The organism is Trinickia sp. NRRL B-1857, from assembly GCF_050470685.1.
Lineage (GTDB): Bacteria > Pseudomonadota > Gammaproteobacteria > Burkholderiales > Burkholderiaceae > Trinickia.
The window spans coordinates 2853031-2866268 of the sequence record NZ_JBFLUK010000001.1; the positions used below are offsets into that span (position 1 = coordinate 2853031).

A 13238-nucleotide genomic window follows, 5' to 3' on the forward strand; every position below is an offset into this window, starting at 1 on the left:
CATGACAGGAATCGACTCAGCTCTCGCCTCAATGCTCGTCGGCCGCATCGAAAGCGTGCTCGACAGCGTGAGTGCGGGGGGGCGCACGAGCCCGACGCAATCGGGGGCGACGGGGTTGACCGTCGACGTGCCGGCGCCGGCCAATGCGGCCGCCGCGCTGCTCGATGCCCCGCCTCCCGCTTCCGCGCAGGCCATTTTGTCCGAAGTCGCGCTCACGCTCGACGCCATTTCGCGCTTCGGCGGAGAGGCCACCCCCGCCGTCATCGGCGAGGCGCCGATTTGGCCCTCGCCACCTGCGATCGATACGCCTTCGGGCGGGCCGTCGGCTCAAGGCGCTCCGACCGATGCCGCGGCTACGGCAGGCGCAGGGACAGCCGCCGCAGGCACGCCTGCCGCAGGGGCGCCTGCCGGCACTTCCGCCGCTGCGCAAACGGAATCGGCGGGCGCATCGAGCGCGGTCGGCGCGGCCGCCACGGCGATGCCGGTGCAGGCGTTGGCCGACGCGCTCGAACAGACCGTCAACGGATCTGGACTCTTTTACGAATCGCATCTCGCGCAGTGGCTAAGCGGCGGGTATCCCGCCGACGCGCTCGCGAGCGAACCCCAAACGCGGCTCGCCGCCGAGGCCATTCAACTGCCGCTCGACTGGGATACCCCGGCGGACGGCGGTGCGGCCCCCGGTACGCCCGGTTGGCCGGGATCCGGGGCTTCGGTGCCCGCCGGCGGCGGCTGGCTGCCGCATGAGTTGCCCCCGCAGTTGTCGCTACCCGTCTTCGGCGCCGCGGCGCACCCGGGCGCGAGCGCGGAAGGCGCCGCTTGGCGCGGGACACAAACCACGCTTCTCGAAGAAGCAGCCTTCGGCGGCTCGGGCGCCGGGCACGCGGTGAACTTACCGCCGGACCTGCGCGCGTCGATTGCCGCCTCGATCCATCCGGCTACGATTCCGCTTGTCCGTCAGCAACTCGACGTGCTCGCCACGCAGCAATTTCGCTGGACCGGCGAGGTGTGGCCGGGCGCGAAGCTCGACTGGACGATCGAACCCGAACGCGAGCGGCGCGCTCAGTCGGGCGAAGCCGAAGACGCCGAGCAGACTTGGCGCACGCGCGTGACGCTTGCGTTGCCGACGCTCGGCACCGTCGACGCCGATCTCGTCTTGACCGGCACGCAGCTGATCGTGCGTGTGCAGGCGAGTCCCGGCGGCGCGGCGCGGCTCGCTTCGGGCGGCGCATCGTTCGGCGAGCGGCTGCAAGCCGCGGGGATCGAATTGGCGGGACTACAGATCCGCGAGATAGGCGGGACGGCGCCGGCGGCGCCGGGCGGGGGGGCGTCGGCCGCGACTTCGGCTTATGCGCGTGCCGCGGCGCAGGCCGAGACCGATGCGAGCCAGGCCGGAAAAGGCGTCTCAACCGAATCGGATATGTCGGATGTCTCGGACGTGGAAGTGCGTGACGGCGGCCTCGATCCGGCCAGGAGCGGCGGCGCGCAACCCGGCGATGCCGAGGCCTCAGCCAGGCGCGGTCCGGTGCCGTCGCCGATCGATCGTCTGTTCGACGATCCGTTTGAATGGGGTGGATCATGAGCCGGCGCGAACGGCGCGTAAGCGCGGCGGCGCTCGCCTACGACGCGAAAGGCGGCGATAAAGCGCCGCGCGTCGTTGCGAAGGGCTATGGGCTCGTCGCGGAGATGATCATTCAACGTGCGCAGGAAGCCGGCCTCTATGTCCATCGGGCGCCGGAGATGGTGTCGCTGTTGATGCAGGTCGATCTCGACTCGCGTATTCCTCCGGAGCTTTACAAAGCCGTAGCTGAGTTGTTGGCTTGGCTGTACCGCCTCGAGAGCGGAATAGCCGACGACAGCGCCGGCTCCGATGCGGCCGCCACGACGGCATCCGCGAGCGCCGAGCCGAATAGCCCGCCGCTATCCGCCTCCGACTATCCGTTATTGCCCCGTTAGTTCAGGCGCCTCGCACGCTAGCGCCGCCGCTTCGAGGCGAGCGCCGAGGGCTTGTCTTTATTATCCGGCCAGCGCCTGTTCGCGCGCCGCCTTAGCGCCTTCCACTTGCAGCATGGTCGGCAGCGAGATGCCGTTTTTTGCCGCCGTCACTTCGGCAAGAATCGAAATGGCGATCTCCGGCGGGGTACGGCTGCCGATATAGATGCCCACGGGCCCATGAAGCCTCGCCAATTGTCCCTCGCTCAAATCGAACTCGCGCAGGCGATCGCGCCGTGCCGCATTGTTGCGGCGAGAACCCAGTGCACCCACGTAAAACGCCGGCGTCCTGAGCGCCTCCATCAGTGCGAGATCGTCGAGCTTCGGATCGTGCGTCAGTGCAACCACGGCCGAGCGCCGGTCGAGCTTCATGTCCAAGACCGCATCGTCGGGCATCATGCGCACGATTTCGGTGCCGGGCACGTTCCACTCTTCGGTATATTCCTCTCGCGGATCGCAGATCGTCACGCGATAGTCGAGCCCGACGGCCATCGATGCCAAGTAATGCGATAGCTGCCCCGCGCCGATGACGAGCATGCGATAGCGCGGGCCGTGGACCGTCACGAGCCGCTCGCCGTCGAACCGCACGCCGTCCGTGGCGGCGGCCGGCGACAGCGTCGCGCGTCCGCTTGCCATCTCGAGCGTGCGCGTCACGAGCGCGCCGCCCGCGAGCGCCTCGCAAAATGCGTCGATGCCGCTTGCAGCGCTCAGCGGTTCGAGCACGAGTTCGAGCGTGCCGCCGCAAGGCAGCCCGAAGCGATGCGCCTCCTCGGCCGCCACGCCGTAACGCGTGAGGCTGGGCCGCGCCAGGTCGATTTCGCCGCGCCGCAGGCGCTCGATCAGGTCGTCCTCGATACATCCGCCGGATACCGAGCCGACGACGAGACCATCCCCCCGGATCGCGAGCATCGCGCCCTCGGGACGCGGCGAGGAGCCCCAGGTGCGAACGACGGTAGCGATCAGCACGCGCTGGCCCTCGGCCAGCCAGCGTGCGCTCGTATTCAGGACCTCGAGGTCCATGCTTTCCACGACTTTCCTCCCTTGCCGGCCGGTGCCGACTCGAACACGGCCGCATGTTGCCCCGACGGTCCGGCCGGCTGCGGCGCATCGCTCGGTAGCGGTTTGTCGAACGCGCTCAAATGCGCCGTGAAGCGCTTGAAGAATTCGTCGGCGACGTGGCGCACGACGGAATCGGCCGGGCTTGTCCCGTCGGCGTGCAGCGTTTGCGCGTACGCCGTATAGAGCAGCGTGCTCGACGCATCCCCGTCTGCTTCGAGCCGCAGCCTTGCCCCGTGCGGTCCGCCGCCGTTGCCGGCGCCCGCAACCGGCGAATCGAGCTCGAACAGCAACGTGCGCGCCCCGGGCGAATCCACTTCCGTCAGTCGTACCCGGCCCTTGAATCGGGTGCCGACCCCATCTGCGCCCAGATTGACGGCCAAGGTGAAGCCGTTTTCCCCGTCGGCTTGAATGTCTTCGCAGCCGGGAATCGACGCGCGCAAGATGGCCGCATCGGTTAGCGCTTCCCACGCCCGTTGCGGCGGCACAGGTAGCGTATAGCTTTCCGTCAATTCCATTGCGTTGCTCCTCCTTCAATAGGGAAGGCCGGCGCTCGTCAACTGAGCGTCGGACGTTGTTAGCGGAACTTAGTCATTATGGACCGCGCAGCGCGAGCAAGTTCACTCGGCCGCACTCGCGTGGGGCCAGCAAGCCGTGTGCAAAGAAAAACGGCATCGGGGATGCCGATGCCGTGGGGAGAAGCGGGGGGGCGCTTAGCGCTTGTCGCGGGCCAGCAGCGAATGCTTGCGCGAGTAGCCGAAATAGACGGCCAAGCCGATCGCGAGCCACACCACGAAGGCGATCCACGTGATGAGCTGCAAATTGACCATCAGGAATACACATGCGGCCACGGCGAGCAGCGGCACGACGGGCACGCCGGGGCAGCGGAACGAGCGCGGCAGATGGGGGTGCGTGCGACGCAGCACGAGTACGGCGATCGATACCATCGAGAAGGCCGCCAACGTGCCGATGTTGATGAGTTCGGCCAGCACGTTCAACGGCACGAGGGCGCCGATGAGGCCGAAGAAGATGCCGACGAGCCAGGTCGTCGTCACGGGCGTGGCGAACCGGGGATGTACGCGCGAGAGCACCTGCGGCAGCAGGCCGTCACGCGACATCGCGAAGATGATCCGCGTTTGACCGTAGCTCATGACCAGGATCACGGTCAGCATGCCGAGGACGGCGCCCAGATCGATGAAGCCGGCCACCCAGTTTTCGCCGGCGACTTGCAGCGCGTACGAAACCGGATGCGCGATGTTGTCGGCGAAGCGCGGCGCCGGAACGATGCCCGTCACGACGGCCGCCACGGCCACGTACAGCACGGCGCAGATCGCGAGCGACGCGATGATGCCGATCGGCAGGTCTCGCTTCGGATTTTTGACTTCCTCGGCTGCCGACGATACGGAATCGAAACCGATGAACGCGAAGAACATCACGGCGGCGGCGCCGAATACGCCGTGCCAGCCGTGCGGCATGAACGGATGCCAGTTGGCCGGCTGCACATGAAATACGCCCACGGCGATGACGGCCAGCACGACCAAGACTTTGATCCCGACCATGATGTTGTTCACGCGAGTGGATTCGCGCACGCCGACGGAAAGCAGCGTCGTAATGACCATCATCACGAGGAATGCGGGCAGGTTGAACAGCGTCGTCGCGCCTGCGACCGCGCCGGGCGCCGCCGAGAGCGCCACCGGCAACTTGAGCCCGAAGCCGGCCACCAGCGATTGGAGATAGCCGGACCAGCCGACCGAGACGGCCGAGGTGGCCAACCCGTATTCGAGCATCAAGTCCCAGCCGATGATCCAGGCGGCGAGTTCGCCGAGCGTCGCGTACGAGTAGGTGTAGATGGAGCCGGCGACGGGGATCGTCGACGCGAATTCCGCATACGCTAGACCCGCCAATGCGCACGCCACCGCGGCGATGAGAAAGGCAATCATCAACGCGGGGCCGGCTTGCACGGCGCCCGTGCCCGTCAGCACGAAAATGCCGGTGCCGATGATCGCGCCGATACCGAGGAACGTGAGGTCGAGCGCGCCGAGCGCCTTCTTCAGGCCGGTGCGCTCGGCACTGGCAATCATCTGCTCGACGTTTTTCTTGCGGAAGAGGGACATAGGGCGAGGGTCTCCAAGTGGTTGCACCCCATGGTGCAACTCTGTGCGGAAAAACCCTAGATTCTAGCTGATCCGGCCGTCGATACCGGGTGCAACCAGCGGAATCGGAAAAGTCTGAGGAACAGTGGGTAACGCCCTAATTTCAGCCCGTCATGGCCGGATTGAGATCGACAAGCCGGTTGCTCATCACGTAAAAGGTCAATTCGGCGTTGTTGTTGAGCTTCATCTTTTCGAGCAGCCGGGCTCGGTAGACGCTGACCGTCTTCACCGACAGCGAGAGGGCATGGGCGATATCGGTCAGTCGCTTGCCCGAGGCCAGCATGCACAGCGTTTGATACTCTCGGTCGGAGAGCTTTTCGTGCGGCAATTGATCGCTGTCGAACGAAACGTAATCGGCCAGCGCTTCGGCGAGCGCCGGGCTGACGTATTTGCGGCCGGCCGCCACTTGACGGATCGCGTCGATCATCTGCGAAGCCGTGACGGTCTTGGACAGATAGCCGGACGCGCCGGCCTTGAGCGAACGCACGGCGTACTGATCTTCGCGGTACATGGAGAACATCATGACCGGCGTACGCGGTTGCCGGCGTTTGAGCCGTTTGAGGACTTCGACGCCGTTCATGTCCGGCAACGAGATGTCGAGCAAGATGATATCGAACGGGTCGATGTCGAGGCTCGCCAGCGCTTGCGCGCCGCTGTCCGCTTCGACGACTTCGCGTGCGACGGCATGGTTGAGCAGCAGCTGACGAACGCCTTGGCGGACGATGGCATGGTCGTCGACGAGCAAGATTTTGAGCGTCATCGCCTTACCTCGCGCGCGTCACGCGGGTTGCGGCGCGGCCGGTCGAGGCGTCGCGGTCGTGTGCCATCGCGGCCCACAGGAAATGGGCGCGTACGGTCGTGCCCGAGCGCGCGGCCGGCGCGTTTTCGTCGGCCGGCCGCAGCGCATGCCACGGCGGCGAGGATTCGTCGCGCAGCCGCGAGGCGATGCGCAGCGCGCCGCCGAAGCCTTCGCATCGGGCCCGCATCCCGGGCAGGCCGAAACCCCGCGCGTTGATCGAGTCGGGCGCACCGGCGCGGCGCGCTCTGGGCGGCATGCCGCGGCCGTCGTCCTCGATGATGAGCACTAAGCGCTTGGCGTCGGTTTGGATGCGGACGTCGGCGCAGTGCGCATCGGCGTGCTTGGCGACATTGTTCAGCGCTTCTTGGGCGACGCGCATCACGGCAAGCGCGGCATCGTCGGGTAATTGCGTGAGACGCACGTCGGCTGCGCAGACGAAGCTCGTGGCCAAGCCCGTGCGCTCGGAGAAGGCGCGTGTCCATTGCGCGAGCGCGGCGACGATGCCGCCTTCGACATTCGGTTCGTGCAGTTCTTGGACCAGGCGGCGGCCTGCTTCACAGGCCGCGTCCAGCGACTGCTGCGCCAGCGCGAGTGCGCTAATCGCGGCAGCCGTGGCCCCGCACTGAGCAAGGGCATGTTCGACGTTGGCGAGCGCAAAGCGCGCCGCCGTCAACTCGGCGCCGAGACCGTCGTGCAGTTCACGAGCGACGTGGCGTTTGATTTCCTCGCGCGCCTCGGCCATATCGGCCGTGTGCTCACGTTTGCTTCGATCGGCGCTGTCGCTCTTGCGCTCGGCCGAAAAATCGGCCGGAGCGGCCTGGGCGACGTGAAGACGGTCGCCGCGTCGGCGGGGACGATCCGCCTCGCGTGCCGCCGCCGATATCGCGCCGGCGACAAGCGGAACAACCGTCGAAACGTCCGAGGGCGGGCGTTGCCGGGCGGAATTAGCCAGACGTTGACTCATCGCGAAGAACACAACCTCAAATTTTGTACATCGCGGCGCCGGAAAAGACGACGTACCGCGTAACGAAACTTACATCTGGTAACACATGAATCGCCGTGCCGAACCGATTCCATTCGACCCTTCTTCGGGGCGGATCATATCCCATAATTGGCGAAAATTCCCGAATGTTGAGCGTTACAACGGTTCAGCACGCCCCGATTGACAGGCTTGGCGTTTTTGGCTGTAGGAAAAATTCCTACGAAGGAATGCGGGTGACGCGCAGGTAAATGTAACAACAGAGGCGAGGCGATTTGCCGCCTCCAAATGAAAAAACCGGAGCACGGAAGCTCCGGTTTCGGTGCCGGGAACGCCGAGCGGCGTGCCCGAGAGGGGAGGCCGGGCCGCACAGCGGCGCGCTCTCGTTTAGCCGACGAACGCCTTTTCGACGACGTAGTGTCCCGGCTCGTTGTTGCTGCCTTCCTTGAAGCCCAGGCCGTCGAGCAGCTCGCGCGTGTCGCGCAGCATGTGCGGGCTGCCGCACAGCATGACGCGATCGTTCTCGAGCGAGAACGGCGGCACGTTCAGGTCTTCGAACAGCTTCTTCGTATCGATGAGTTCGGTGATCCGGCCGCGGTTGTGGAACGTCTCGCGCGTGACGGTCGGGTAGTACACGAGCTTTTCGCGCACGAGCTCGCCGATGTCCTCATGGGCCGGCAAGTGGTCGGTGATGTATTCCTTGTAGGCCAGCTCGTCCACGAAACGGCAGGTGTGCGTCAGCACGACCTTCTCGTAGCGGTCGTAGACGCCCGGGTCCTTGATGATCGACATGAACGGCGCGAGGCCGGTGCCCGTCGAGAGCAGCCAGAGCGTCTTGCCGGGCAGCAGGTTGTCGGCCATCAGCGTGCCCGTGGGCTTCTTGCCGATCAGCACTTGGTCGCCGACCTTCAAGTGTTGCAAACGCGAGGTGAGCGGGCCGTCGGGCACCTTGATGCTCAAGAATTCGAGATTTTCTTCATAGTTCGCGCTCGCCATGCTGTAGGCGCGAATCAAGGGCTTGCCGTCGACTTCGAGCCCGACCATCGTGAATTGCCCGTTTTCGAAGCGAAACGACGCGTCGCGGGTGCAGGTGAAGCTGAACAACGTATCGGTCCAGTGGTGGACGGAGAGGACGGTTTGCGGGTTCAGGTTGCTCATGGCTACGTGAAAGTGCGAAGGGGTGGCACCAAAGCGCTCGGCACACGAACGCTCTGGCCGGCGGGGGCTAGGCTAGGGCGAAGGGCTGACGCGGGATGCGTCTCGCGACGCTGAAAACCCGGCATTTTACCGCGCCTGAGACACACCGGTGTCGCGTAGGGTTTTTGGGCCCGGATTGCTGGCGCAAGCGAGGCCTTGTTGCGGGTGGATGCGCGCGACGTTACGGCTTCGCGCTCAACGCTCGGCGACGAGCTTCGCGCCAAGCCCGACGAGCGCCGCACCGCAAAACCCGTCGATCGGGCGGCGCAGCTTGCGGTAGCCGCGCTGGGTACGCTCGGTGGCGAACATGAACGCCATGCCGCAATACCAGCCGGCCGAAAGCGAGCCGATCGTCGCGAAAACGGCGCCGTAGAACCACAGCGGCGGGTGCTTCGGAAACATCGCCGCGAATACGCTCGTCCAGAACGCGCACGACTTCGGGTTCGTGACGCACGTGACGAAGCCTGAGCGATAGGCGCGGAGCCACGCGGCGGCGTCGTGCGGGATGTTTTCGCTCGCGTGTTCGGACGCCTGCGGCGCAACGCCGCGGCGGGTGCTCGAACGCAGCAGCTTGAGGCCGAAATAGATCAGGTAGAGGGCACCGGCCACGCGTACGCCCGTATCGAGCCATTCCAAGCGTTGCAGCACGGCGGCCAAACCGAGCATCGCGAGCGTGACCCAGAGCATGGATGCCGTGCACACGCCGAGCGCCGATGCCGCGCCCAGGCCGCGTCTGCCCGCGAGCGACAATTGCGTGACCATGAAAAAGTTCGGCCCGGGGCTGGCCGCCGCGATCAAATAAATGACGGCGATTTGCGCGAGGATAGGCAGGTAGTGCATCACTTTGACACGCGGCAAAAACGCTTAATCTAACGCAACTCGGCCGCTTAGTCCTGCAATTCGAGTCGAGCGATATAAGGCAGGTGATCCGAAAGCCACGCCGTTTCCTGCGCGGGTTGCACGCAAGCGATAGGGTGCATGCCACGCACGAACATTTTGTCGAGCGCAAGGGCCGGCGAAAACGCCGGGAACGTGCGGGCAGGCTGTCCGAGGAGTGTCGAGACCTCTACGAGCCCGTGTTCGCCGAAGATCGGAACCGAATCGTTGCGCCAATCGTTGAAGTCCCCGGCGAGTACCAGGGGCCCATCCGGTGCCTCGCGGGCGATCCAGTGCGCGATCCAATTCATCTGACGAACGCGCGCCGAGCGCGTGAGCGCAAGGTGCGCGCATAGCAGCGTCACCGAGCGCCCGGCGAAGCTCGCGCGCGCAACCAGCAGGCCCCGGCGTTCGAACCGGTGCGCCGAGATATCCCAGCGCCCGCCCAGATCGAGCGGATGGGGCGAGAGAATCGCGTTGCCATGTCGCCAAGAAGGCTTGAACACATTCGGACCGAGTGCGATTTCGAGGTCGAGCGCGTGCGCGATCTCCGTCGCCTGACATTGCCAGACGTCGGCCAGCGGTTCGTGCACCGGCGCACCGAAGCTCGTCGCGAGCACGGGGCCCGGCATGCGGCGCGCCATGGCTTCTTGTAGGAAGTAGACGTCGGCATGCGTCGATTCGACCCAGCGCTGCATCGCCTTCCATGCCGTGAAGCCTAGCGGCGAGCGGCCCTTGTGCAAATTCCAGCTTACCGCGACGAACTCTTTCTTATGCGGGGTGGCCGCCGTCAATTCTTCGGGGTTTCGCATGCAGCGTCCGTTCCAACCGTTAGTGTGACGAGACGCTCGCATGCACGCGATAGACGAGCGTCGGATTCTTATCGATCAACGTCCAATCGGCCGCTTCGCCGACCGGCACGAAAAGACCGGGATGGCTCGCGTTCAGGCGCCGCGGCTGCGGCGGCAGCGCGCAGCCTTCCGGTGTAGTGGGTGCCGCATCGTCTTCGATCGTTTCGTCGGCATCGATGGCGAGCGTCACGCCGCCGACATCGGCGGCCACGGGCGAAACCGATACCGTCCGTGCAAGATCGATGCCGCCCGCGGGATTGTCTTTGCAGCCGACGCGATGTTGCATCTCGTGATGGTGGGTGTCGCTGAACGTTTGGCCGACCATCGTCGAGGCTTCGAACGTGTCGATCGTCTGCCCGTCGCGCAGCACGTCGAGTTTCCAGCTGACGGCCGTAGGGGTGTCGTCGACGCTGCCGGCGGCGGGAGCAGCCGCTGCACCGCTGGATGCGCCCTGATCGGCCGCCGCTGTCGCGTTGCTCGCGGCCATGGCGCTTGCCAGCGCAAGCGCCGCGAACATGCCCATCATGCGGGCGAGGGGGCCGCCGAAACCGGCGGTCATCCGGGTAAAACGCGCCATCGAACCCTTCTCCTTCGCGCGAGAACGAATACTTCAGCGCGAGACGACAAGCGTCCATCTTACGCCTATCGGCATACCCGGCGCACGGACGGCGCCGGCGCGCCCGATTCGCTTGCGCGGCCGATTGCTACCGATTGCAACCGATTGCCGCCTATTGTTTGGGTTCGCGCCGCTCAGTTCGTTATTAGCAGCACGCCCGACGCGCTGCTGGCTTTTCGCATGGAACTTGCTTGATTACACTGAAATCGCGAAGTAGCGAACGATGCGCCGCCTCAAGGCCGGGGACGGATGAAAGCACCATGGAACCACGGGGCGCGCTCGATCAGTACATGCGCTTGGCAATGGCATGGGAGGTGAGCGATGACGACAGCCGTGGTGAAACAAGAGATCGCAGTGGCGTCGTTCAGCAAGGTGTACGACCTGGATCGGGTCGAGACGGCGTTGAGCGAATTGACCGATGGGGCGAACGAGGCACTGCGTACGACTTACGAGAAAATGCTGAAGGTCGGGAATTTGCGGTTTTGCGTGAAACCGACGCGCATGCCCGCGATCGATGCGCTCATCGATGCGCTGCCGAACTTCGCCGATCCGCTCGAGGACGTGCGCCGGCAAATGGCGCTCTGCGTCGAAACCGACGACCGCCTCGAGTTGATGCCGATTCTTTTGCTCGGCGATCCGGGCATCGGCAAGACGCATTTCGCCAAAGCGCTCGCGCGATTGCTCGGGACGTCCCATCAATACGTCGCGATGAGTTCGCTGACGGCAGGCTGGATTCTTTCGGGCGCCTCCTCGCAGTGGAAAAACGCCAAGCCCGGCAAAGTCTTCGAAACGCTCGTGAACGGCAGTTATGCGAATCCTGTGATGGTCGTCGACGAAATCGACAAGGCGAGTGCCGATTCGCAATACGATCCGCTCGGCGCTCTCTACGCGCTACTCGAACACGAGACCGCACAGGCTTTTATCGACGAGTTCGCCGAAGTGCCGATCAATGCCGGCCAAGTTATTTGGATCGCGACGGCCAACGACGAGCGCGGCATCCCCGAGCCCATCTTGAGCCGCATGAGCGTCTACGAAATCGCACGGCCCGATCGCGACGGGGCTCGCCGAATCGCCCAAACGATCTACGATGAAGTGCGCACGGCCCATGGATGGGGCCGGCGCTTTCCCGAGCGGCTGGACGACGATGCGCTCGAAGCGCTCTCGCGTGCGTCGCCGCGTGACATGCGCCGCGCGATTTTGCATGCATTCGGCGAGGCGCGGATCGACGGACGAGACGCCGTGCGCGCCGACGATATCCGCCCCGAACGCGGCGCGCGCCGCCGGCCGATCGGTTTCTGAAACCCGTTTCTTTCGGCCTTTAAGACGGCGCTTTGCTCCGCGTGCGGGGTGCCGGCACGCCGTAGCGTCGTACAATGATCCTTACATATCGTTGTCGCGCGAGTCGCGACGATGCGAGACAGGACGTTCTTACGCTCGCGAAATGTTCCCACCGAAGTTGCAAGCGGACGGAGAAGCGCGGCCGAACGGGTCGCGACGACAAAATATGGATGAGATCGAATGTGTGGTGATCGGCGCGGGCGTGGTCGGTCTAGCGATCGCGCGTGAGCTCGCCGAGCGCGGCCGCGAGGTGATCGTACTGGAAGCGAGCGAAGCGATCGGCACCGGCACGAGTTCGCGCAATAGCGAAGTGATTCACGCAGGCCTGTACTATCCGCGCGGTTCGCTGAAGGCGACGCTTTGCGTACGCGGCCGCGAAATGCTCTATGAGTATTGCGCGGCGCGCGGCGTGCCGCATCAACGCTGCGGCAAGCTGCTCGTCGCAACGGCACGCAATCAATTGCCCCAACTTGCCGCGATCGAAACGCGCGGCAAAGAGAACGGCGTCCTCGATTTGATCCGGCTCACCGGCGCCGATGCGCAGGAGCTCGAACCGGCCTTGCAGTGCGAAGCCGCCGTGTTCTCGCCGCAAACGGGCATCGTCGATAGCCACCAGCTCTTGCTCGCGCTGCAAGGCGACGCCGAGCGCGCCGGCGCCGTCTGCGCATTTCACTCGCCCGTCGAATCGGTCGAGGCGCGAGCCGGGCGTTTTGTCGTGACGGTCGGCGGCGAATCGCCGACGACGCTGTCCGCCGCCTGCGTGATCAACAGCGCCGGCTTGCATGCGAATGCGCTGGCCCGCAAGATCCGCGGCCTCGATGCGCGGCACGTCCCGCCGCTTTATTTGGCTCGCGGCAATTACTTCAGCGTGTCGGGGCGCGCGCCGTTCTCGCGTCTGATCTATCCGATGCCCAACGAAGCGGGCCTCGGCGTGCATTTGACGATCGACCTCGGCGGCCAAGCGCGCTTCGGTCCCGATGTCGAATGGGTCGATATGATCAATTACGACGTCGATCCGCGTCGCGCCGATTCGTTTTACGCGGCCATTCGCGAGTACTGGCCCGAGCTGCCCGACGGTGCGCTACAGCCGGCCTATGCCGGGATTCGGCCGAAGCTGTCGGGGCCGGGCGAGAGCGCCGCCGATTTCGTGATCCAAGGTCCGGCCGCGCATGGCGTGCGCGGGCTCGTTAACTTGTTCGGCATCGAGTCGCCCGGGTTGACCGCATCGCTGGCGATCGCGCAGCGCGTCTGCGAGCTGGTCGGCCGCGCCTGAGACGCAGGCGACACGAGGGTTCGGCGCATCCACTTATCCGCGACATTTGGTCAACCCGGGTGCGTTATTCGTGCTTCGTTGCTATGCTTGCCCCCTGCTGCCGCAAGAAGC

Annotated in this window: 13 protein-coding genes; 4 read left to right on the forward strand and 9 right to left on the reverse strand. The window is 65.2% G+C overall.

Going from position 1 to position 13238, the window contains the following annotated elements:
• Position 1: 1 nt before the first annotated feature.
• Both AB1286_RS12730 and AB1286_RS12735 read left to right on the forward strand, forming a co-directional pair.
• A complete protein-coding gene (locus AB1286_RS12730; RefSeq protein WP_430363626.1) occupies positions 2 to 1579 on the forward strand; it encodes a flagellar hook-length control protein FliK in 1578 nt (525 codons plus the stop codon).
• A complete protein-coding gene (locus AB1286_RS12735; RefSeq protein ID WP_430365053.1) occupies positions 1576 to 1953 on the forward strand; it encodes an EscU/YscU/HrcU family type III secretion system export apparatus switch protein in 378 nt (125 codons plus the stop codon). Before AB1286_RS12730 ends, AB1286_RS12735 begins: the two co-directional genes overlap by 4 nt.
• Before the next feature lie 60 nt (positions 1954 to 2013).
• Here the strand turns inward: AB1286_RS12735 and AB1286_RS12740 are convergent, their stop codons facing one another.
• The 9 genes from AB1286_RS12740 to AB1286_RS12780 form a co-directional block, all read right to left on the reverse strand.
• On the reverse strand, positions 2014 to 3018 hold the full coding sequence (locus AB1286_RS12740; RefSeq protein WP_430363627.1) for an XdhC family protein: 1005 nt from the start codon (positions 3016 to 3018) through the stop codon (positions 2014 to 2016).
• A complete protein-coding gene (locus tag AB1286_RS12745; RefSeq protein ID WP_430363628.1) occupies positions 2991 to 3563 on the reverse strand; it encodes a CoxG family protein in 573 nt (190 codons plus the stop codon). The genes AB1286_RS12740 and AB1286_RS12745 overlap by 28 nt, the downstream gene beginning before the upstream one ends.
• 195 nt (positions 3564 to 3758) lie before the next feature.
• Complete coding sequence (locus AB1286_RS12750) at positions 3759 to 5159, reverse strand: amino acid permease (RefSeq protein WP_430363629.1); 1401 nt, start codon at positions 5157 to 5159, stop codon at positions 3759 to 3761.
• Positions 5160 to 5301: 142 nt separating this feature from the next.
• Positions 5302 to 5958, reverse strand: a complete 657-nt coding sequence (gene rqpR / locus AB1286_RS12755; protein WP_430363630.1) for a response regulator transcription factor RqpR — start codon at positions 5956 to 5958, stop codon at positions 5302 to 5304.
• 4 nt (positions 5959 to 5962) lie between these two features.
• Positions 5963 to 6961 (reverse strand): sensor histidine kinase, encoded by a 999-nt coding sequence (locus AB1286_RS12760; RefSeq protein WP_430363631.1) that lies wholly within the window; start codon positions 6959 to 6961, stop codon positions 5963 to 5965.
• Positions 6962 to 7363: 402 nt separating this feature from the next.
• Positions 7364 to 8134, reverse strand: a complete 771-nt coding sequence (locus AB1286_RS12765; protein ID WP_430363632.1) for a ferredoxin--NADP reductase — start codon at positions 8132 to 8134, stop codon at positions 7364 to 7366.
• 234 nt (positions 8135 to 8368) lie between these two features.
• Positions 8369 to 9013, reverse strand: a complete 645-nt coding sequence (locus AB1286_RS12770; RefSeq protein ID WP_430363633.1) for a LysE family translocator — start codon at positions 9011 to 9013, stop codon at positions 8369 to 8371.
• 47 nt (positions 9014 to 9060) lie between these two features.
• On the reverse strand, positions 9061 to 9861 hold the full coding sequence (locus AB1286_RS12775) for an endonuclease/exonuclease/phosphatase family protein (RefSeq protein ID WP_430363634.1): 801 nt from the start codon (positions 9859 to 9861) through the stop codon (positions 9061 to 9063).
• Between the two features lie 19 nt (positions 9862 to 9880).
• Positions 9881 to 10477 (reverse strand): hypothetical protein, encoded by a 597-nt coding sequence (locus AB1286_RS12780; RefSeq protein ID WP_430363635.1) that lies wholly within the window; start codon positions 10475 to 10477, stop codon positions 9881 to 9883.
• 360 nt (positions 10478 to 10837) lie between these two features.
• Between AB1286_RS12780 and AB1286_RS12785 the strand changes: the two genes are divergently transcribed.
• Both AB1286_RS12785 and AB1286_RS12790 read left to right on the forward strand, forming a co-directional pair.
• Positions 10838 to 11815, forward strand: a complete 978-nt coding sequence (locus tag AB1286_RS12785; protein WP_430363636.1) for an AAA family ATPase — start codon at positions 10838 to 10840, stop codon at positions 11813 to 11815.
• Between the two features lie 205 nt (positions 11816 to 12020).
• On the forward strand, positions 12021 to 13127 hold the full coding sequence (locus tag AB1286_RS12790) for an NAD(P)/FAD-dependent oxidoreductase (RefSeq protein WP_430363637.1): 1107 nt from the start codon (positions 12021 to 12023) through the stop codon (positions 13125 to 13127).
• Positions 13128 to 13238 lie beyond the last annotated feature (111 nt).

What these genes read in the sequence shown, in the direction of transcription:
- AB1286_RS12745 (WP_430363628.1), bottom strand. Translation starts at nt 3,563, where the DNA reads ATGGAATTGACGGAAAGCTATACGCTACCTGTGCCGCCGCAACGGGCG.
- AB1286_RS12735 (WP_430365053.1), top strand. Translation starts at nt 1,576, where the DNA reads ATGAGCCGGCGCGAACGGCGCGTAAGCGCGGCGGCGCTCGCCTACGAC.
- rqpR (WP_430363630.1), bottom strand. Translation starts at nt 5,958, where the DNA reads ATGACGCTCAAAATCTTGCTCGTCGACGACCATGCCATCGTCCGCCAA.
- AB1286_RS12770 (WP_430363633.1), bottom strand. Translation starts at nt 9,013, where the DNA reads ATGCACTACCTGCCTATCCTCGCGCAAATCGCCGTCATTTATTTGATC.
- AB1286_RS12790 (WP_430363637.1), top strand. Translation starts at nt 12,021, where the DNA reads ATGGATGAGATCGAATGTGTGGTGATCGGCGCGGGCGTGGTCGGTCTA.
- AB1286_RS12780 (WP_430363635.1), bottom strand. Translation starts at nt 10,477, where the DNA reads ATGGCGCGTTTTACCCGGATGACCGCCGGTTTCGGCGGCCCCCTCGCC.
- AB1286_RS12760 (WP_430363631.1), bottom strand. Translation starts at nt 6,961, where the DNA reads ATGAGTCAACGTCTGGCTAATTCCGCCCGGCAACGCCCGCCCTCGGAC.
- AB1286_RS12785 (WP_430363636.1), top strand. Translation starts at nt 10,838, where the DNA reads ATGACGACAGCCGTGGTGAAACAAGAGATCGCAGTGGCGTCGTTCAGC.
- AB1286_RS12750 (WP_430363629.1), bottom strand. Translation starts at nt 5,159, where the DNA reads ATGTCCCTCTTCCGCAAGAAAAACGTCGAGCAGATGATTGCCAGTGCC.
- AB1286_RS12765 (WP_430363632.1), bottom strand. Translation starts at nt 8,134, where the DNA reads ATGAGCAACCTGAACCCGCAAACCGTCCTCTCCGTCCACCACTGGACC.
- AB1286_RS12775 (WP_430363634.1), bottom strand. Translation starts at nt 9,861, where the DNA reads ATGCGAAACCCCGAAGAATTGACGGCGGCCACCCCGCATAAGAAAGAG.
- AB1286_RS12730 (WP_430363626.1), top strand. Translation starts at nt 2, where the DNA reads ATGACAGGAATCGACTCAGCTCTCGCCTCAATGCTCGTCGGCCGCATC.